Consider the following 18934-nt stretch of genomic DNA (forward strand, 5'->3'; position numbering starts at 1 on the left):
CAGACGCGGCCGGTGACCAGCTGGAACGGACGGGTCGAAATCTCCTTGCCCGCTTCGGCCACGCCGATGATGATCGACTGGCCCCAGCCCTTGTGGCAGCACTCCAGCGACTGGCGCATGGTGGTGACGTTGCCGATGCATTCGAAGGAGTAATCGGCGCCGCCGTCGGTCAGCTGGACGATGGCGTCGACCACGTTCTCGACCTGGGTCGGATTGACGAAGTGGGTCATGCCGAACTTGCGGGCCATCTCTTCGCGGCCAGGGTTGATGTCCACGCCGATGATCTTGTCGGCGCCGACCATCCTGGCCGCCTGGATGACGTTCAGGCCGATGCCGCCCAGGCCGAACACGACCACGTTGGCGCCCGCCTCCACCTTGGCCGTGAAGATCACGGCGCCGATGCCGGTGGTGACGCCGCAGCCGATGTAGCAGACCTTGTCGAAGGGTGCGTCGGAACGGATCTTGGCCAGTGCGATTTCCGGCACCACGATGTAGTTCGAGAAGGTCGAGGTGCCCATGTAGTGGTAGATCGGCTTGCCGTCCAGCGAGAAGCGCGAGGTGGCGTCCGGCATCAGGCCGCGGCCTTGCGTGGAGCGGATGGCCTGGCAGAGATTGGTCTTCTGCGACAGGCAGAATTTGCACTGGCGGCACTCCGGCGTGTACAGCGGGATGACGTGGTCGTCCTTGCGCAGGGATGTCACGCCGGGACCGACGTCGACCACCACGCCCGCGCCTTCATGGCCGAGGATGGCCGGGAAGATGCCTTCCGGATCGGCGCCCGACAGCGTGTACCAGTCGGTGTGGCAGATGCCGGTGGCCTTGACCTCGACCAGCACCTCGCCCGCCTTAGGGCCTTCGAGCTCGACTTCCTCGATCGTCAGCGGCTTACCCGCCTGCCATGCAATCGCTGCCTTGGTTTTCATATGGGATTTCCTGAGTGGTTGTGCAATCCTGCCATTATCCGCACAAGCCATGCCGCGGCCAATAGGCGCTCTGCTGGATGTCCGAAATTAATGCAATAATGACCGGATTTGTCAGCCGTCAAGAGCAGTACAGACCCATGCAGAACAGGCCAGCGTCCCCGGCAATTACCGTCGATATCGTCGTTTATCCCGGCTTCAAGGCCATGGAAGCCATCGGTCCGATGTCGGTCTTCGAATATGCCAACGTGCACCTGCGCAAGAGCGGCAAGCCGGACGGCTATGAGGTGCGCATCGCGTCCAGCAGCGAAGGCAGCGTGCCCTCCGATACCCTGATGTCGCTGCACGCCGGCAAGTGCCTCGACCTGCTGGCGCTGCCGCATACGGCGATCGTCGTCGGCGCCCGCGACATCCACCGCGCGCTGGCCGAAGGCGGCGCCATCGTCGACTGGGTCGCCGCCGCCGGCCCGCGCCTGCAGCGCCTGGCCGCCCTGTGTTCCGGCGCCTTCTTCCTCGGCGCGGCCGGGATCCTCGACGGCAAGGCCGCGACCACCCACTGGAGCGTGGCCGAACGCCTGCAGGCCGAGCATCCGGACATCGCCGTCGATGCGGACGCCATCTTCGTGCGCGCCGGGAACCTGTGGACTTCGGCCGGCGTCACCGCCGGGATCGACCTGGCGCTGGCCCTGGTCGAAGAGGATTTCGGCAAGGAGCTGGCGCTGCAGGTGGCGACCGACATGGTGGTCTACCTGAAGCGCCCGGGCGGACAGTCGCAGTTCAGTTCCCACCTGCTGAGCGAACGCACGGCGCGGCCCGGCATCCGCGAGATCCAGAAGTGGATCCTCGAAAACCTGCACGAGCGGCTGAGCGTGACCCAGCTGGCGGAAAAGGCGATGATGAGCGAGCGCCACTTCGCCCGCGTCTTCCTGCAGGAAGTCGGCATGAGTACCCAGGAATTCATCGCCGCCTGCCGCTTCGAACGCGCCCGGCAACTGCTGGCCGACCTCGCACTGCCGCTCAAGACGGTGGCGGCGCGCGCCGGCTTCAATGGCGAGGCGCAGATGCGCCGCGCCTTCCAGAAGCGGATGGGGATCGCCCCCACCCTCTACCGCGAACGCTTCGCCACCACCGGCGTGGCCTCGGCGCAGCGAAACTAAGCCTTTTACTTGCCGCGCAGCCGGCCCGCGAACGCCCCGTGCAGGCTGTTGAGCAGCTCCTCGGCCGCGACAATCTGTTCGGCCACCTCGTTGACCTTGCGCCGGCTCGAGCGCGCATGGTCGCGCAGCACTTCGAAGGCGGTATTCCTGTCGGTCTGGTAGCGCGCCATCAGGAGGCCCACGGCCAGGCTGGTCTCGCGGCCGGCGGCCAGGGCCGCGTTCAGGTTGGCCTCGGTGCGGCGCAGCTGGCGGATCTCGTCCGCACGCGCCAGCGCCGCCTCGAAGGCCGGCAGCAGGCGGGCCGCATCCACCGGCTTGACCACGAAACCGAGCGCGCCATGGCTGGCAGCCTGGCGCGCGGTCTCGGCATCGTCCACCGAGGACAGGAACATGAAGGGCACCTCGGTGTGCTCCCTCAGGCGGCGCGCCAGGTCGAGGCCGGACATGCCGGGCATCGTGATGTCGAGCAGGGCCATCGCGAAGCAAGGTTCCTGGTGCGCGGCATCCCGTTCGGCGATGCATTGCAGCGCTTCCGGCGCCGAGGCGGCGCCCACGGTGTCGTAGCCGGCGTGCTGCAGTACGGTGGCGAGGAATTCGAGCAGGAGGGGATCGTCGTCGACCAGCAGGATCGGCCGGCGGGAGGAAGCGGGCGCACTCATCGTGTTGTGTTCTCGCAGCGGAAGAAGAAGCAATCGCCGGAATTGACGGAGTCTTCCCAACTCCGGTTCCGGCGGCGAAAAATATAGAATGCACATTCTCGGTGCATTTCGATCTGTATCAATTGAATCATATGCAAAGACGATAGAGCAATAACTCTCGTGCACGATTCAAACCCCGGCGCAAAGGCGGACGTGAAGTCGCTGGTCGCCGCGTCCAGACTCGGTCAAGCCGGAGATCTTCAACGTGGATGCGATGGCTCGCTGGGCTGCGGCAAATAAAAGACGGCGCTTCGGCGCCTTCCTTTGGTTAGAATCGAGCGATCATGGACACGAAAATCATCGCCTCCTGGGGCAAGAACACCTCGCCGTGGGTGCAGGCGGTGCGCGAAGGCGAAATCGCCAGCCGCACCCTGGTCACCAACCGCGCCATCGTCGACACGGTGCGCAGCCTCGGGCCGGCGAGCGGCATCGATATCGGCTGCGGCGAGGGCTGGCTGGTGCGCGCGCTCGACGGCGTCGCCATGCTCGGCGTCGACGTCGTGCCCGGCCTGGTCGAGGCCGCGCGCCAGGCCGGCGGCGGCGACTTCCGCAGCATGTCCTACGAAGAGATCGCGCAGGGCGGCCTGGACCTGGCCCTCGATGTCGCCATCTGCAATTTTTCGCTGCTGGGCAAAGAGTCCGTCGCGGGCCTGTTCCGCGCGGCGCCGAGCTTCCTCAGGCCCGGCGGCCATTTCGTAGTCCAGACCATGCATCCGGTCGCGGCCTGCGGCGATGCGCCCTACCGCGACGGCTGGCGCGAAGGCAGCTGGGCGGGTTTCAACGCCGGCTTCACCGATCCGCCGCCCTGGTATTTCCGCACACTGGGCAGCTGGGTCGATCTGTACCTCAGCCATGGCCTGCGGCTGCGGGAAATCCGCGAACCCGTGCATCCGGACACCGGGAAACCGGTGTCGCTGATCCTGGTGGGCTCGCTGATCGGCATCCGGGAAAATAAGAGTAGGTAATAGCGGGTTCCGGCTGTATATTGGTGCCGCATCCCTCAGGCCTCATTATTGTCGGTCTCTCCCCCAGCCTGCGTTCGCCATGGCGGATCATTCCTGCGTGAATCTCCTTCGGTCGTCTTCCTGATCGTGCTGCAGTCCGGGCAGCCGTCCTGACTTTACCCGCATTCGCACAAGGCAGGCATGCTCACGAAAACAACCATACGATTATCCGACTTCATCGTCACGAACATGGAGCCGATCCTGCAGGAGTGGGAAGACTTTGCGCGCACCATCGAACCGCCAGCCCTGACGATGGACGACATCGCACTGCGCGACCACGCCAAGCTGATGCTGACGGCGATCGCGGACGACCTCAAGACGCCGCAAACATCGCTCGAGCAGGCGGAGAAATCCAAAGGAAAAGCGCCGCGCGGCAAACAGGATAGCGCAGCGGAAACCCATGCCGAGGCACGCCTGCTGTCCGGTTACAATGTCGACCAGCTGGTATCGGAATACCGGGCGCTGCGCTCCAGCGTGCTGCACCTGTGGGCGTCGCAGGCAAAGGATACCCAGGTCACCGACATGGAAGACGTGATGCGCTTCAACGAAGCCATCGACCAGGCACTGGCCGAATCGGTTGCGCGCTACGCCGCCATGGTCAAGCAATCGGAAAACATGTTCCTGGCCATTCTCGGACACGACCTGCGCAACCCGCTCGGCACGGTCGTCACCGGCTCCACCTTCCTGATGCGGGCGAACGACATACCCAGCAAGTACGTGCTGGCGGCAACGCGCATGTTCAACAGCGGCCAGCGGATGAACAAACTGATCGCCGACCTGATCGACTTTACCCGCACCCACCTCGGGGCCGGCATTCCGGTCAAGCTGAAGAGGATGAACCTGACCGAGGTCTGCATGAACGTCGTCGACGAACTGCGCACCTCCCATCCCGAGCGCATCATCGATTTCAACAGTTTCAGCCGCGAGGACCTGTATGGCGACGACAACCGGCTCGCACAAGTCCTGTCCAATCTGATCGGCAATGCGCTGCAGTATGGCGCGCCCTGCGAACCGATCGGCGTGCGCATGTCGTCGACCGAGCAGGACGTCAGCGTTGCCGTCAACAACAAAGGGCCCGTCATTGCGGCCAACAAAATCGGCAGCGTGTTCGATCCGCTGGTGCGCCTGGCGATCAAGCAGAATGCAAACGACGTCCGCGAAACCAGCCTCGGCATCGGGATGTTCATCGCACGCGAGATCGTCACCGCGCACAAGGGCAGCATCAGCGTCGAGTCGAACGAGGCGGAGGGCACGACCTTCCGCCTCACCTTGCCGCGCCGTCTGCAGCCAGGCTTGCGTGCAGACGACCTCCAGTGAGCGCGCCTGCCGAGGGACGACCGACGCCCGCGCGACGGATCCTGCTGATCGACGACAATGACGACGCCCGCGAACTGATGGCCGTCGGGCTCGAACTGTACGGCCATGAAGTCGCCACCGCCGCCAGCGGTGCGCGCGGCCTGGCGCGTGCCCGCGAGTTTCAGCCGGAGGTCGTCTTCCTCGATCTCGGCATGCCGGTCATGGATGGCTATGAGACCGCCGTCGGGCTGCGCCGGATTACCGGCCTGGAACGGATCGTGGTCGCTGCGCTGAGCGGCTGGAACGATCAGGCAACGCTGGCGCGCGTGATCGACGCCCGTTTCGACCACCACCTGACCAAGCCCGCCACCTTCGCGCAGATCGACAGCGTCCTGCGCGGAGAATACCAACCGGTGACGCGGCCGCCATTGCAGGGGCCATCCCGTCATCTATAATGACCGTTTCCGCAAATTAAACGCCACTACAGCCATATCATGGAATTAGCCAAGTCTTTCGAGCCAGCCGACATCGAACAATTCTGGCGTACCGAATGGGAACAGCGAGGTTATTTCGCCGCCACCATGGACGCCGACAAGCCTTCGTTCAGCATCCAGCTGCCGCCGCCGAACGTGACGGGCACCCTGCACATGGGCCACGCCTTCAACCAGACCATCATGGATGGCCTGACCCGCTACTACCGCATGCGTGGCTATAACACCGCCTGGATCCCGGGCACCGACCACGCCGGCATCGCGACCCAGATCGTGGTCGAGCGCCAGCTGGACGCCCAGAATATCTCGCGCCACGACCTCGGCCGCGAAGCCTTCGTCGAGAAGGTCTGGGAGTGGAAGGAAAAGTCGGGCAACACCATCACCGGCCAGATGCGCCGCCTGGGCGCCTCGGCCGACTGGAAGCGCGAATACTTCACGATGGACGAGCCGCGCTCGCAGACCGTGGCCGAAGTCTTCGTGCGCCTGTACGAACAGGGCCTGATCTACCGCGGCAAGCGCCTGGTCAACTGGGACCCGGTGCTGGGCACCGCCGTTTCCGACCTCGAAGTCGACTCGCAGGAAGAAGACGGCTCGATGTGGTACATCCAGTACCCGCTGGCGGACGGCAGCGGCCACCTGACGGTCGCCACCACCCGTCCGGAAACCATGCTGGGCGACGTCGCCGTCGCGGTCGATCCGACCGACGAGCGCTATACCCACCTGCACGGCAAGATGCTCAAGCTGCCGCTGAGCGGCCGCGAGATCCCGGTCATCGCCGACAGCTACGTCGACAAGGCCTTCGGCACCGGCTGCGTGAAGATCACCCCGGCCCACGACTTCAACGACTACGCGGTCGGCCAGCGCCACCACCTGGCGATGCCGAGCATCCTGACGCTCGACGCGAAAATCGTCGACGACGCGCCGGAAGCCTACCGCGGCCTGGACCGCTTCGAAGCGCGCAAGAAAATCGTCGCCGACCTCGAAGCCCAGGGCCTGCTGGAACAGGTCAAGCCGCACAAGCTGATGGTGCCGCGCGGCGACCGCACCGGCGTCATCATCGAGCCGATGCTGACCGACCAGTGGTTCGTCGCGATGAGCAAGCCGGCGCCGGAAGGCACCTTCAATCCGGGCAAGTCGATCACCGACGTGGCGCTCGAAAAAGTGGCGAACGGCGAGATCCAGTTCGTGCCCGAGAACTGGACCACCACCTACAACCAGTGGCTGAACAACATCCAGGACTGGTGCATCTCGCGCCAGCTGTGGTGGGGCCACCGCATTCCGGCCTGGTACGGCCCGAACGGCGAGATCGTGGTCGCCCGCAGTGACGAGGAAGCGCAGCAGAAGGCGGCGGCGGCCGGCATCAGCGGTGAGCTGAAGCGCGACCAGGACGTGCTCGACACCTGGTTCTCCTCGGCCCTGGTGCCCTTCTCGACCATGGGCTGGCCGGAACAGACCAGGGACATGGACCTGTTCCTGCCGTCGTCGGTGCTGGTGACCGGCTTCGACATCATCTTCTTCTGGGTCGCGCGCATGGTCATGATGACCGCGCACTTCACCGGCAAGGTGCCGTTCGAGACGGTCTACGTGCACGGCCTGGTGCGCGATTCCTCCGGCCAGAAGATGTCCAAGTCGAAGGGCAATACCCTGGACCCGATCGACCTGATCGACGGCATCGGCATCGACGAGCTGGTGGCCAAGCGCACCACCGGCCTGATGGACCCGCGCAGCGCGCCGAAGATCGAGAAAGCGACGCGCAAGGAATTCCCGGAAGGGATCCCGGCCTTCGGCACCGACGCCGTGCGCTTCACCATGGCCAGCTACGCCTCGCTGGGCCGCAACATCAACTTCGACCTCGGCCGCGCCGAAGGCTATCGCAACTTCTGCAACAAGCTGTGGAACGCGACCCGCTTCGTGCTGATGAACACCGAGGGCAAGGACTGCGGGAAGCCTGATCCGGCCGACCTGTCGCAGGCCGACCGCTGGATCATCTCGCTGATGAACCGCGTCGAGCAGGACGTGGCGAAGGGCTTCGCCGACTACCGCTTCGACAACATCGCGAGCAGCATCTACAGCTTCGTGTGGGACGAGTACTGCGACTGGTACCTGGAACTGGCCAAGGTCCAGGTCCAGCAAGGCACCGAGGCGCAGCAGCGCGCCACCCGCCACACCCTGCTGCGCGTGCTGGAAGTGATCCTGCGCCTGGCGCATCCGATCATTCCGTTCGTGACCGAGGCCCTGTGGCAGGCCGTCGCGCCGCTGGCGGGTAAAACCGGCGACACCATTATGCTTCAGCCTTACCCGATCGCCGACGAAGCGGCGATCGACGAAGGCGCGGAAGCCTGGATGGCGCAGTTCAAGAAGCTGACCGACGCCACCCGCAACCTGCGCGGCGAGATGAAACTGTCGCCGTCGGTGCGCGTGCCGCTGATCGTCGAGCCGGGCTCGGAAGCCGACCGCGAAGCGGCCAAGGGCTTCGCGCCCTACGTCCAGCTGCTGGGCAAGCTGTCGGAAGTGCAGATCGTCGACGCCCTGCCGGAATCGCCGGCCGCGGTGTCGATCGTCGGCACCACCAAGCTGATGCTGAAGGTCGAGATCGACGTCGCCGCCGAGCGCGAGCGCCTGTCGAAGGAGATCGCGCGCCTGCAGGGCGAGATCGCCAAGGCCGAGGGCAAGCTGTCGAGCGAAAGCTTCGTGGCCCGCGCCCCGGCCGCCGTGGTGGCCCAGGAACGCGAACGCGTCGCCAACTTCGGCGCCACCCTGGCCAAGATGCAGGAGCAGCTGGGCAAGCTGCCGCCGGCCTGATCATTCATCGCCGTTCACTAAAATGCGCCGGTTCACGCCGGCGCATTTTTTTCGACCTCACGAACACTCTACTGGCACAACGATGATGAATTCAGAACCTTGCCGCATGGCGTACCAGGAATACCAGGCCGCGTCAGGGCGCGGCACGGGGAAGGAGCGCGTGGTATGCGTACTCCTTGCCAGCCCCGACGATCTGATCGTGGCTCCAGACAACCATGTACTCAAATGTCTCAAGGCTGCGGGCGTCGGTGCTTCGATTGGCGTCTATTTCTACCGATTCAAAAACGAAGCCCACCGCTTCATCAAGATTGGAGAATGCACTCGGCGCGAAGGCATCGCGGTCCGCTTTCAACGCGGATGGCATGGCACCGAGAGATACTCCGATAACTACACAAGGAAGCGACGGGGCGAAACGTATGTCGACAGCGAGTTTGCCCTCGAGATCCGGCGTATTAGCCCGGAAAATCCCGCTTATTTCGTTTTCTACGAACACGCCACCCTGCATTCGCATCCCAAGATCGACGAGGTCTTCGCTTATCGGATGCACAAGCGACTTTTCAAGTGCGACACCGCGAGTCCTGAGAGAATGAACGGGAATCCCTTACTTGCCCGGCGGCTGGTCTGGCACAAGACGGCCTTCAGTGAGGTTGCCCGATGCCGGTTCCCCGACGGTACGCCCTATCCTGATCAGAGCCAGCCCGCATTCCTCGCCATCCGGTAAGCCTCGATCCGGTTGCCGGCATTCAGCTTGCTGATCGCCTCGGACAGGTAGTTGCGCACCGTGCCCTCGGACAGGTGGACCTGTTTCGCGATCTCGGCGCTGGTCTTGCCCTCGCCGGCCAGGCGCAGCACCTGGCGCTCGCGGTCGGACAGTGGGTCCTGGCCCGCGCTCCAGCTCTCCAGCGCCAGCTCGGGCGCGATCGCCCTGCCGCCGCCGGCCACCTGCCGGATCGCCGCCGCCAGGTTCTCGGCCGGCGCATCCTTCAGCAGGTAGCCGCGCACCCCGGCCTCCAGCGCGCGCCGCAGGTAGCCGCTGCGCGCGAAGGTGGTCACGATCACCACCTTGCTCGGCAGGTCGAGTTCTGCCAGCCGCGCCGCCAGTTCGAGGCCGGTCATCTGCGGCATCTCGACGTCGGTCAGCACGACGTCCGGCCGCAGCTCGCGGCACAGCGCCAAGGCGTCCTTGCCGTTGCCGGCCGTGCCCACCACCTCGAGGTCGGCTTCCAGCCCGAGCAGGGCCGCCAGCGCGCCCAGCACCAGGGCCTGGTCTTCCGCAATCACGATACGGATCGGATGCGGGATCAGATTCGCGGACATGCCGTCTCCTTCGATTCCTTCACCGGCAGGCGCAGCTCCAGGCGCATGCCCTTGTCCACGGCGATCGCCAGCCGGCCGCCCACGCTGGCGGCGCGTTCGCGCATGCCGCTCAGGCCGTTGCCGGCGCGGACTTCGCCGCCGGCGGGCAGGCGGTCGCCGTCGTCGGCCACGCGCAGCACGGCCTCCTGCCCTTCCAGCGCCAGCTTGACCGTGCAGCGGGTGGCGCCGGCGTGGCGCACCACATTGGTCACCGCTTCGCGCAGCGCCAGCGCCAGCACGTGTTCCTGCCCTGCCGCCAAAGCGCCGTGCAGGAAATGCGGCGGCACGTCCTCGCGCAATTCGACGCCGGCCGCGGCCAGGCTGGCGCGGGCGCTGGCCAGGGCACCGGACAGGCCGCTGTCGCGGTAGCCGGTGACGGCGGTCCGCACTTCGGCCAGGGCGCGGCGGGCGGTGGTTTCGATGTCGCCGATCTCGCGCTTGCAGGCCTCAAGGTCGCGCCCGGCCAGCTTGCTCGCCAGTTCCGCCTTCAATGCGATCAGCGACAGCGAGTGGCCCAGCAGGTCGTGCAGGTCGCGCGAGATGCGTTCGCGCTCGGCGATGCGGGCGATGTGCTCGACCTCTTCCTGCTTGCGCAGCAGCTGCCTGCGCGCGGCCCGCTGTTCCGACTCCATGATCGAGCCCAGGCCCACCGCCACGCCGATGATCCAGGGCGCCAGCAGGAAGGTCTTGCCGATCGGCGACAGCAGATAGCCGCCCACCGTCGCCAGGCCCAGCACCGCCGCCAGCATCCGGTAGGCATTGCGCCCCGGCGACAGGCGCCCGCACATGCCGGCCGCGAACACGAACAGCGTGCCGGCGCCCGTGTTGTAGGGGATCCAGATGACGCCGATCAGGCAGGTCAGGGCGATGCAGAGGATGGCCGCCCGCCCCTCGGCCCAGAAGCTGTACAGGTAGAGCGGCAGGAACAGCACGGCGGTGACGCCGAACATCACGAGCTCGATCGCGCGCGGCGGCACGAAGAAGTACTGCCACAGCATGAAGGTCAGGGAGAAGGCCCACAGATAGGGGAGCTTGCCCAGTTCCGGCGGCACCCAGGGCCCGGCCAGCACGCGCTTGAGAGTCTGCATCGCTTGGTGTTGTAGTGGTTATCAGCGGTCGACCAGGCGAACGTCGGCGATCTCGAAGCGGTAATCGCCAGGTTGCGGTCCAGCATTAAATCCTATCATGGTCACTGCGGCCGGATCGAGTCCGTCGAAGGCGCTGAAGGGAATCGCCACTTCCTTCCACTCGGCGCCGGCCTCGAAGGGCACGCTGCGCGGGATCGTCATGCCGGTCGAGGCCATCGCCAGCATGTACTTGCGGCCGTCGCCGCGCACCCGGAAGCGGATCACCCTGGCGTTGCTCAGGTCGGCGCCCTGCATCGGCTGCGCGCCCGGCATGAAGGCCGCGCCGGCCCAGGGAAACATGAAACCGGGCTTGACCTGGGCGTCGACGGCGATCGCGGCGCCGCCCTCCTGTGCGGCCCTGGCATCGAGGTTCACGCTGGAGACGCCGCCGGCGAACTTGTCGGAGGACGGCAGCCAGCCGGTGCCGAAGGGGCTGGCCAGCCTGCCGTCCTTCAGCAGGCTGATCCTGCCGTCGGCGGGCAGCGCCAGCGCGCGCTTGCCGGCGGCTTCCTGGGCCACGTGCTCGCGCTGCCGGTCGCGCTGCGCGGCCATGCTTTCGCCGTCCTTCCACACCTCGACGATGCGGCGGGTGGCGCCGATGTCCTGCAGCGGGTTGCCCTCGACCAGCACCAGGTCCGCCTTGTAGCCGGTCGCGATCTCGCCGCGCTTGCCCAGGCGGAAGGCCTTCGCCGGTGCGCTGGTGGCCGACACCAGGGCTTCGCGCGGGCTCAGCCCGGCCTCGACCAGCGCGGCCAGTTCGTGGTGCAGGCTGGCGCCGTACTGGGTGCCGGGGTTGCCGGCGTCGGTGCCGGCCAGCACCGGCACGCCGGCCTTGCGCAGCGCGGCGGTCACCATCTTCGGCGCGTTCAGGGCGGCCGGCCTGGCTACCTGCCCGTAGCCGGTTTCCAGGAAAGCGCGTTCCTCGCGGTCGAGCAGGCCGGCGACGGCGGGATCGTCGAGGATGTCGCGCGGCTTCACGCCCGCCATGCTCTCCAGCACCGAGAAAGTCGGCACGATGAAGGCGCCCTTCGACATCGCCAGCTGCGCCAGGCCGTCGGCCTCTTCCGGCGTCATCTTCGCCCCCAGGAACAGGTGGGCCAGGCCGTCCGCGCCCGCTTCCAGCGCGGCGCGCGCATTGGCCAGGGTGCTGATGTGGACCACGGCCAGCTTGCCGCGCTTGTGGGCGGCGTCGATCACCGCTTTCACGGTGGCGGGGTCGAGGCTGTTGAAGTGATGGTCGCCGAAGCCGTCTTCCATCACGATCTTGATGAAGTACGAGCCCTCGGCGATGCGCTCGTCGACGAAGGCCTGGACGTCGGCGCCCTTCTCCAGGGTCGGGATCCTGATCGGGAATTCGGTGCCGTGGCCGCCCGGCGCGGTCACCAGGGTGCCGGCCGAGAACAGGTCGGCGCGGTCGTGGTTGCGGCCTTCCGCCATCGCCTTGCTGAAGTCCTGCATGATCGTTACCGGGGCCATCATGTCGACCTCGGTGGTGACGCCGAACACCAGCGGCAGCTCGAAGTGCCGGTAGGTGTGGACGTGGGCGTCGATCAGGCCCGGCAGCAGGGTGCGGCCTGTGCCGTCCACCACGCGCGCGCCAGCCGGCACCTTGCCGCGATAGTCGCCGTCGGCGATCACGCCGTCGCGCACCAGCACGGAACGGTGTTCGTGGGCGGTCTTGCCGTCGAACACCCGCACGTCCTGCACCAGGGTGGTGCCGGCAAGGGCGGAGGAAGCGCAGGCCAGGCCGGCGGCCAGCAGCAGCGAAGTCAGGATGGTCGGTTTCATGTGTTTCCCTTGATTGTTGTATCGGTTTTCGTCGATGGCGATTGCCACTGACGCCAGTATCGGGAAACGGCGGCGGCCGCGACAGAAGCGAGCGCCATCACTTTCAGGTGACAAATGTCACCCGCAAGAATTTCCGTCCGGCTGTTTACCGAACGACCGTACAGTTTGCTACACTCGATTACCCATAAATCAACGGAGACACCATGCGCACCCTCATCAAGGCCACATTGATCGCGTCCATCCTCGCCGCCCCGCTCGCGTGGGCACAGGACGGATCGCCGGTCGGCCTGTGGAAGACCATCGACGACAGCTCGGGCAAGCCGACCGCGCTGATCCGCATCACCGAGAACCAGGGTGTGCTGACGGGCAAGATCGAAAAGCTGTTCCGTGCGCCGGACGAAGACCAGAATCCGAAATGCGTGGCCTGCACCGACGCGCGCAAGGACCAGCCCATCGTCGGCATGACCATCGTCTCCGGCCTGAAGAAGGACGGCGACGAATACAAGGGCGGCGAGATCCTGGACCCGAAGAACGGCAAGGTCTACAGGAGCAAGCTGACGGTGCACGAAGGCGGCAAGAAGGTCGAGGTACGCGGCTATGTCGGCATGCCGATGTTCGGCCGCTCGCAGGTCTGGCTTCGCCAGGAGTGAACCACCGGGTCATGGTGCGTTACACTGCGCATCATGACTCCGCCCGTTGACCAGCCTTCGGACCCGGCATCCAGCCAGGTCGCACGCTACCTGGCCGCTCCCGATGCGCCGCCGGTGCCCCTGCCTTACCTGACTTACCTGTTCGAACACGTCGCCGACGTCATCTTCTTCCTGGAGGTGCTGGACGGCGACCGTTACCGCTTTTCCGCTGTCAACGAACGCTTCACCGAAACCACCGGCCTGCCGGTCTCCGCGGTGGTCGGCAAGGAAGTCGACGCGATCATCCCTCCCGCATCGCTGGACCTGGTGAAGTCGAGATACCGGGAAGCCATTGTCACCGGCAAGGTCGTACGCTGGCAGGAAGTGTCGTCCTACCCGACCGGCACCAAGACCGGCGAGGTCACCGTGACGCCGGTGCTCGATGCGGACGGCGCCTGCCGCCTGCTGATGGGCGTCGTGCACGACATCACCGAACATGTCCATAACCGGCACCAGCTCGAACTCGCTTCGCTGATGTTCGAGAACAGCCACGATGCGATCGCCGTGCTCGACCCCGAGGGCCGCATCGAGGCGGTCAATCCGGCCTTCACCGTCGTGCGCGGCTTTTCGCTGGACGAAATTGCCGGCAAGGCGCCGCGCGTGTACGCCGCCGGCCTGCAAGAGCCCGGCTTCGATGAAGCCTTGTGGGCGCAGCTGCGCGCCACCGGAAATTGGCAGGGCGAATTGTGGAGCCGGCACAAGGATGGCCACGTACTGGCCGAATACCGCACCATCACCGCCGCCCGCGGTCCGGACGGACAGGTCCGCAACTACATCGAGATCGGCACCGACATCACCGAGAGCAAGCGCGCGGAAGAACTTGCCTGGCGCCAGGGGAACTACGATGTCCTGACGGGCCTGCCGAATCGCCAGATGTTCATGGAGCGCGTGGCCCAGGCGATCCACGATGCCGACCAGGAGGCCGGCAGCTTCACCCTGCTGGTGATCGACCTCGACCGCTTCAAGGACGTCAACGAAACCCTGGGCCACTCCGCGGGCGACGAGATCCTGAAGGATGCCGCGAAGCGGCTGCTCGACTGCACGCGCGACGGCGACACCGTGGCGCGCCTCGGCGGCGACGAGTTCATGGTGCTGCTGGCCTCGGCGCGCACCGTCGACCGGACGGCGCAAACCATCATCCAGGCGATGGCCCGCCCGTTCGCCATCGCCGACGAAACCCTGCACCTGTCGGCCAGCATCGGCATTACGCATTACCCGCGCGACGCCGCCGACATGGAAAGCCTGATCAAGCACGCCGACCAGGCCATGTACGTGGCCAAGCAGCAGGGACGCAACCGCTATGCGTATTTCTCGCATGTGATGCAGGAGCGCGCCCAGGCGCGCCGGCAGCTGATCAAGGACTTGCGCAACGCGCTGGGCGAACGCCAGCTCGAAGTCCACTACCAGCCCATCGTCGACCTGGCGACCGGCTCTCTGCAGAAGGCGGAGTCGCTGGTGCGCTGGACCCATCCGCAACGCGGCATGATCGGCCCGGCCGAATTCATTCCCCTGTGCGAAGAAACCGGGATGATCGTCGAGCTCGGCGAACAGATCTTCGAGACGGTGGTGCGCGACGTCGCCGACTGGAAACGGGAGCATGGCACCATCCTCCAGGTCGGCGTCAACATGTCCCCGGTCCAGCTGCTGTCCGGCCGCGAATCCTGCGAGCGCTGCTTCCAGCTGGCCAGGAATGCCGCGCTGCCGGAACATACCCTGACCGTCGAAGTGACCGAGGGCATGCTGCTCGACAACAACCCCATCGTCGTCCAGCAATTGCGCCAGATCGCCGAGCATGGCATCGACCTGGCGCTGGACGATTTCGGTACCGGATATTCCTCCCTGTCCTACCTGAAAAAATTCGAGTTCCAGTACCTGAAGATCGACCGCTCCTTCGTCATGCACCTGGAAGCCGGCACCACCGACTTCGCCCTGTGCGAAACGATCGTCACGATGGCCCACAAGCTCGGCATGCAGGTCATCGCCGAAGGCATCGAGACACCCGAACAGCTCGAACTGCTCCAGCACGCCGGCTGCGATTTCGGCCAGGGTTATCTGTTTTCGAAGGCCGTTCCACGGCGAATCATCGGTCAATGGCTGGCCAGCCAGGCCATGCCATGGATGCGGAGCGGATTTGCGGCACAGGCCTTCAAACGTGCGCATCAGCAATTATCTCAATGATAAGATTGCCTGACTCATCGTTGTGCCTGATCCAAGGAAATCCAGTGAATCGACTACATCCAGTGCGGCCATGCGTCAAGGAAACCGCCTCATGATCTTTCTGCGTCTGCTTGCCCTGCTCGCGGGAGGCCTGGTCCTCATCCTGCCTCCGGCGCTGCTGTCCAATGCCGGCCAGACCGGCATGCCGGCCTGGATGGTCGCCGGCGGCCTGGCCGGGCTCGCGCTGGTAGCGCTCAGCTTCCTCTACATCGCCGTGCTGGGCAAGCGCATGCGCCGTTCCCCGCATGTCCGCATGCTCGGCGGCCTGCTTCTGCTGATCCCGGCGACCGCCGGCATCGTCGCGCTGGCGACGCGCACCAATGCCGAGCTGCTGTGGGCCAGCGGCATGCTGGTGTCGTTCGCGGTACTGCTGTTCATCAGCTTCGTCTACCCGGCAGCGCCGGATCGCCGCCAGCGCCCGATGCGCCAGCGCGAACGCAGCGAGCCCGCGCTTGTGCTGGTCCAGCGCCATTCGTCGGCGGAGCGGCGCGGTTCGCGGTTCTAAATTTTTGGACGGCGCGCCAGATGCCTGTCGAGGGCATTCGCAAACTGCTGGCGGTCGGTCTGGCTGAAGGCGGCGGGGCCGCCGGTATCGATGCCGCCGCTCCTCAACTCTTCCATGAAGGCGCGCATCGTCAGCTGCTGGGCGATATTGTCCTTGGTGTAGAAATCGCCGCGCGGATTCAGCGCATCCCCACCCTTCTCCAGTACCCGCGCCGCCAGCGGAATGTCGCCGGTGATCACCAGGTCGCCCGGCGCCAGGCGCTCGACGATCTCGGTATCGGCGACGTCGGGCCCGCTCGGCACCTGGAGGGCGCGGATGAAGCGCGAACCCGGCACCCGGATCAGCTGGTTGGCGACCAGAGTCACCTGCAGCTGCAGGCGCTCGGCCACGCGGAACAGGATGTCCTTGATCACGCCCGGGCAGGCATCGGCATCGACCCAGATTTCCATGGCCGGCGCCTTATGCCGGCGGCAGGTTGTCCCACAGGTCGCCGGTCGGGCTGATGCGGGGTGCGGCGACGCCGAAGTGCTTATAGGCCAGCGGCGTGGCGATGCGCCCGCGCGGGGTGCGCTGCAGATAGCCCTGCTGGATCAGGTAGGGTTCAAGCACGTCCTCGATGGTGTCGGCGGCCTCGCCGATCGCCGCCGCCAGGTTGCCGATGCCGACCGGACCGCCGGCGAACTTGAACAGCACCGCCTCGAGCAGCTTTCGGTCCATCACGTCGAAGCCGACGGTGTCGACGTCCAGCATCTTCAATGCGCGGTCGGCCATGTCCTTGGTGATCTCTCCGGTGCCCTTCACTTCCGCATAGTCGCGCACGCGGCGCAGCAGGCGGTTGGCGATACGCGGGGTGCCGCGGGCGCGCTTGGCGACTTCGCGCGCGCCGTCCTCGTTGATCGGCGCCTCCAGCAGCGCCGCGCTGCGGGTCACGATCCTGGTGAGTTCGTCGACGTTGTAGAACTCGAGGCGGGCGACGATGCCGAAGCGGTCGCGCAGCGGATTGGTCAGCATGCCGGCGCGGGTGGTCGCTCCCACCAGGGTGAACGGCTGCAGGTCGAGCTTCACGGAACGCGCGGCCGGGCCCTCGCCGATCATGATGTCGATCTGGTAGTCCTCGAGCGCGGGATACAAAATCTCCTCGACCACCGGCGACAGGCGGTGGATCTCGTCGATGAACAGCACGTCGTTCGCTTCGAGGTTGGTCAGCAGCGCAGCCAGGTCGCCCGGACGTTCCAGCACCGGGCCGGAAGTCTGGCGCAGGTTCACGCCCATCTCGCGCGCGATGATGTGGGCCAGCGTGGTTTTACCCAGGCCAGGCGGACCGAACAGCAGGGTGTGGTCGAGCGCCTCGCGGCGCTTGCGGGCGGCCGAGATGAAGATCTCGAGCTGGTCGCGGATTTTCGACTGGCCGACGTATTCGTCGAGGTGCTTGGGCCGCAAGGCGCGCTCGATCGCCTCCTCGTTCGGCGAGGCCGGCGCGGCGTCGATGATGCGCTGCTCGGTGAAGTTGTCGGTTTGGATGCTCATATGTGTTAGCGAATGAACGTCGTCCCCGCGAAGGCGGGGATCCAAGTTTGCGTGCGTTTCGATAGCTCAAGCAGAACTTGGGTTCCCGCCTGCGCGGGAACGACGGGTTTCAGGCCTTCGACAGCGACTTGAGGGCCAGCTTGATGCCCTCGGAAACACTGGTCCCCGCCGGCATGTTCTTGATCGCAGCCAGCGCTTCCTTGTCAGAATACCCCAAGGCCAGCAGCGCATTGAGCACGTCAGCCTGGGCGTCGTCCTGCACGGCGCCGCCGACCGCGCCGATGTCGGCACCCAGCTTGCCCTTCAGTTCCAGCAGCAGGCGCTCGGCGGTCTTCTTGCCGATGCCCGGGATCTTGACCAGGCGTCCGGCTTCCTGCAGGGTCACGGCCTGGGACAGGTCGGCCACCGACATGCCGGACAGGATGGCCAGCGCGGTGCGGGCGCCGACGCCGGTGATCTTGATCAGCTGGCGGAACACGGCGCGCTCGTTGGCGGAGCCGAAGCCGAACAGCAGGTGGGCGTCTTCCCTCACCACGTAGTGGGTGAACAGCACCACCTTCTCGCCCGTGTGCGGCAGGTTGTAGAAGGTGCCCATCGGCACGTCGACCTCGTAGCCGACGCCCTGGCAATCCACGAGCACTTGCGGGGGATTCTTTTCCAGCAGCACGCCGGAGAGACGACCGATCATGGTTGACCTTTCAATGTAATCAGGAGGAGACCAGGCGGCCGCGCCGCATGTGCAGGGCCTGCTTTTCCGGGGACAGCGAACCGATCAGCGCCAGCGCATCCATGCCGTGGGCGTGGCAGATCGCGATGCCGAGGGCGTCGGCGGCGTCGGTGCCGGGCAGGCCGGGAAGTTTCAGCAGGCGCGCCACCATTTCCTGGACCTGGGCCTTGACGGCCTTGCCACTACCGACCACGGCCTGCTTGACCTCGGCCGGCGTATATTCCGCCACCTCGAGATCGGCCCCGACCAGCGCCGTGATGGCGGCGCCGCGCGCGGCGCCGAGCAGCAGGGTCGACTGCGGATTGACGTTGACGAAGACTTTTTCGATGGCCGCGCAGGCCGGCTTGTAGGTGGCGATGACTTCGCTGATGCCGGCCAGGATGATCTTGAGGCGCGGCGGCAAGGCGCCCTCCGTGCCGGTCTTGATGGTGCCGGATGCGATGTAGCGCAGCCGCTGCCCGTGTTTTTCAATGACCCCGAACCCCGTCGTGCGCAGGCCCGGGTCGATGCCGAGAATAATCATTATCGAATGTTATACCGGCTGGCTTGTTTCGTGGGAAAAATACTGTGCAAAAACACAGGTGCATGGCAAACATGCCACGCAAGGTGCGTGGGCTCGTGATTGAGGCC

The 18934-nt window shown here is 65.8% G+C and carries 18 protein-coding genes; 9 read left to right on the forward strand and 9 right to left on the reverse strand.

All coding sequences use genetic code 11. From position 1 onward, the window contains the following. Positions 1 to 923 (reverse strand): zinc-binding dehydrogenase (locus tag AB4Z32_RS21960; protein WP_442123995.1); only part of this gene is annotated, 923 nt, incomplete at its 3' end. A gap of 137 nt (positions 924 to 1060) precedes the next feature. On the opposite strand from AB4Z32_RS21960, the gene AB4Z32_RS21965 reads away from it, so the two are divergent. Continuing rightward, on the forward strand, positions 1061 to 2077 hold the full coding sequence (locus tag AB4Z32_RS21965) for a GlxA family transcriptional regulator (protein WP_442123996.1): 1017 nt from the start codon (positions 1061 to 1063) through the stop codon (positions 2075 to 2077). A 5-nt stretch (positions 2078 to 2082) separates the two neighbouring features. Here the strand turns inward: AB4Z32_RS21965 and AB4Z32_RS21970 are convergent, their stop codons facing one another. Beyond that, positions 2083 to 2736, reverse strand: a complete 654-nt coding sequence (locus AB4Z32_RS21970) for an ANTAR domain-containing response regulator (RefSeq protein ID WP_442123997.1) — start codon at positions 2734 to 2736, stop codon at positions 2083 to 2085. Positions 2737 to 3059: 323 nt separating this feature from the next. On the opposite strand from AB4Z32_RS21970, the gene AB4Z32_RS21975 reads away from it, so the two are divergent. The 5 genes from AB4Z32_RS21975 to AB4Z32_RS21995 all read left to right on the forward strand — a co-directional run bounded on the left by AB4Z32_RS21975 (position 3060) and on the right by AB4Z32_RS21995 (position 9089). Next, positions 3060 to 3740, forward strand: a complete 681-nt coding sequence (locus AB4Z32_RS21975) for a class I SAM-dependent methyltransferase (RefSeq protein ID WP_442123998.1) — start codon at positions 3060 to 3062, stop codon at positions 3738 to 3740. Between the two features lie 180 nt (positions 3741 to 3920). Continuing rightward, the gene (locus tag AB4Z32_RS21980) at positions 3921 to 5096 is read left to right on the forward strand and encodes a sensor histidine kinase (RefSeq protein WP_442123999.1); all 1176 of its coding nucleotides are present in this window, start codon (positions 3921 to 3923) and stop codon (positions 5094 to 5096) included. Beyond that, a complete protein-coding gene (locus AB4Z32_RS21985) occupies positions 5093 to 5530 on the forward strand; it encodes a response regulator (RefSeq protein ID WP_442124000.1) in 438 nt (145 codons plus the stop codon). Before AB4Z32_RS21980 ends, AB4Z32_RS21985 begins: the two co-directional genes overlap by 4 nt. A gap of 39 nt (positions 5531 to 5569) precedes the next feature. Next, complete coding sequence (locus AB4Z32_RS21990; protein WP_442124001.1) at positions 5570 to 8368, forward strand: valine--tRNA ligase; 2799 nt, start codon at positions 5570 to 5572, stop codon at positions 8366 to 8368. 82 nt (positions 8369 to 8450) lie between these two features. Continuing rightward, complete coding sequence (locus AB4Z32_RS21995; RefSeq protein ID WP_442124002.1) at positions 8451 to 9089, forward strand: hypothetical protein; 639 nt, start codon at positions 8451 to 8453, stop codon at positions 9087 to 9089. Here AB4Z32_RS21995 and AB4Z32_RS22000 read toward each other — a convergent pair. The 3 genes from AB4Z32_RS22000 to AB4Z32_RS22010 are packed head-to-tail and all read right to left on the reverse strand — an operon-like array spanning position 9056 to position 12639. Next, entirely contained in the window at positions 9056 to 9685 is a 630-nt protein-coding gene (locus AB4Z32_RS22000; RefSeq protein WP_442124003.1) for a response regulator transcription factor, read from the reverse strand. The two genes, AB4Z32_RS21995 and AB4Z32_RS22000, sit on opposite strands and share 34 nt — an antisense overlap. Next, complete coding sequence (locus AB4Z32_RS22005; RefSeq protein ID WP_442124004.1) at positions 9670 to 10812, reverse strand: sensor histidine kinase; 1143 nt, start codon at positions 10810 to 10812, stop codon at positions 9670 to 9672. Before AB4Z32_RS22005 ends, AB4Z32_RS22000 begins: the two co-directional genes overlap by 16 nt. Positions 10813 to 10833: 21 nt before the next feature. Next, positions 10834 to 12639 carry a CIA30 family protein gene (locus AB4Z32_RS22010; protein WP_442124005.1) on the reverse strand — a complete coding sequence of 602 codons (1806 nt, stop codon included), beginning with the start codon at positions 12637 to 12639 and terminating at the stop codon, positions 10834 to 10836. Between the two features lie 203 nt (positions 12640 to 12842). Here AB4Z32_RS22010 and AB4Z32_RS22015 point away from each other — a divergent pair, with 203 nt between their 5' ends. The 3 genes from AB4Z32_RS22015 (at position 12843) to AB4Z32_RS22025 (ending at position 16050) form a co-directional block, all read left to right on the forward strand. Beyond that, on the forward strand, positions 12843 to 13289 hold the full coding sequence (locus AB4Z32_RS22015) for a DUF2147 domain-containing protein (protein WP_442124006.1): 447 nt from the start codon (positions 12843 to 12845) through the stop codon (positions 13287 to 13289). 33 nt (positions 13290 to 13322) lie between these two features. Further along, entirely contained in the window at positions 13323 to 15506 is a 2184-nt protein-coding gene (locus AB4Z32_RS22020; protein WP_442124007.1) for a putative bifunctional diguanylate cyclase/phosphodiesterase, read from the forward strand. Positions 15507 to 15597: 91 nt separating this feature from the next. Continuing rightward, entirely contained in the window at positions 15598 to 16050 is a 453-nt protein-coding gene (locus AB4Z32_RS22025; RefSeq protein ID WP_442124008.1) for a hypothetical protein, read from the forward strand. Here AB4Z32_RS22025 and AB4Z32_RS22030 read toward each other — a convergent pair. The 4 genes from AB4Z32_RS22030 to ruvC form a co-directional block, all read right to left on the reverse strand. Next, on the reverse strand, positions 16047 to 16499 hold the full coding sequence (locus AB4Z32_RS22030; RefSeq protein ID WP_442124009.1) for a YaiI/YqxD family protein: 453 nt from the start codon (positions 16497 to 16499) through the stop codon (positions 16047 to 16049). The two genes, AB4Z32_RS22025 and AB4Z32_RS22030, sit on opposite strands and share 4 nt — an antisense overlap. 10 nt (positions 16500 to 16509) lie before the next feature. Continuing rightward, on the reverse strand, positions 16510 to 17577 hold the full coding sequence (gene ruvB / locus AB4Z32_RS22035) for a Holliday junction branch migration DNA helicase RuvB (protein WP_442124010.1): 1068 nt from the start codon (positions 17575 to 17577) through the stop codon (positions 16510 to 16512). Between the two features lie 109 nt (positions 17578 to 17686). Next, positions 17687 to 18265 carry a Holliday junction branch migration protein RuvA gene (ruvA, locus tag AB4Z32_RS22040; RefSeq protein WP_442124011.1) on the reverse strand — a complete coding sequence of 193 codons (579 nt, stop codon included), beginning with the start codon at positions 18263 to 18265 and terminating at the stop codon, positions 17687 to 17689. Positions 18266 to 18284: 19 nt separating this feature from the next. Further along, positions 18285 to 18827 (reverse strand): crossover junction endodeoxyribonuclease RuvC, encoded by a 543-nt coding sequence (ruvC, locus tag AB4Z32_RS22045; RefSeq protein ID WP_442124012.1) that lies wholly within the window; start codon positions 18825 to 18827, stop codon positions 18285 to 18287. Positions 18828 to 18934: the final 107 nt, after the last annotated feature.

It is taken from the genome of Massilia sp. 2TAF26 (assembly GCF_052115005.1).
Classification (GTDB): Bacteria; Pseudomonadota; Gammaproteobacteria; order Burkholderiales; family Burkholderiaceae_D; genus Telluria.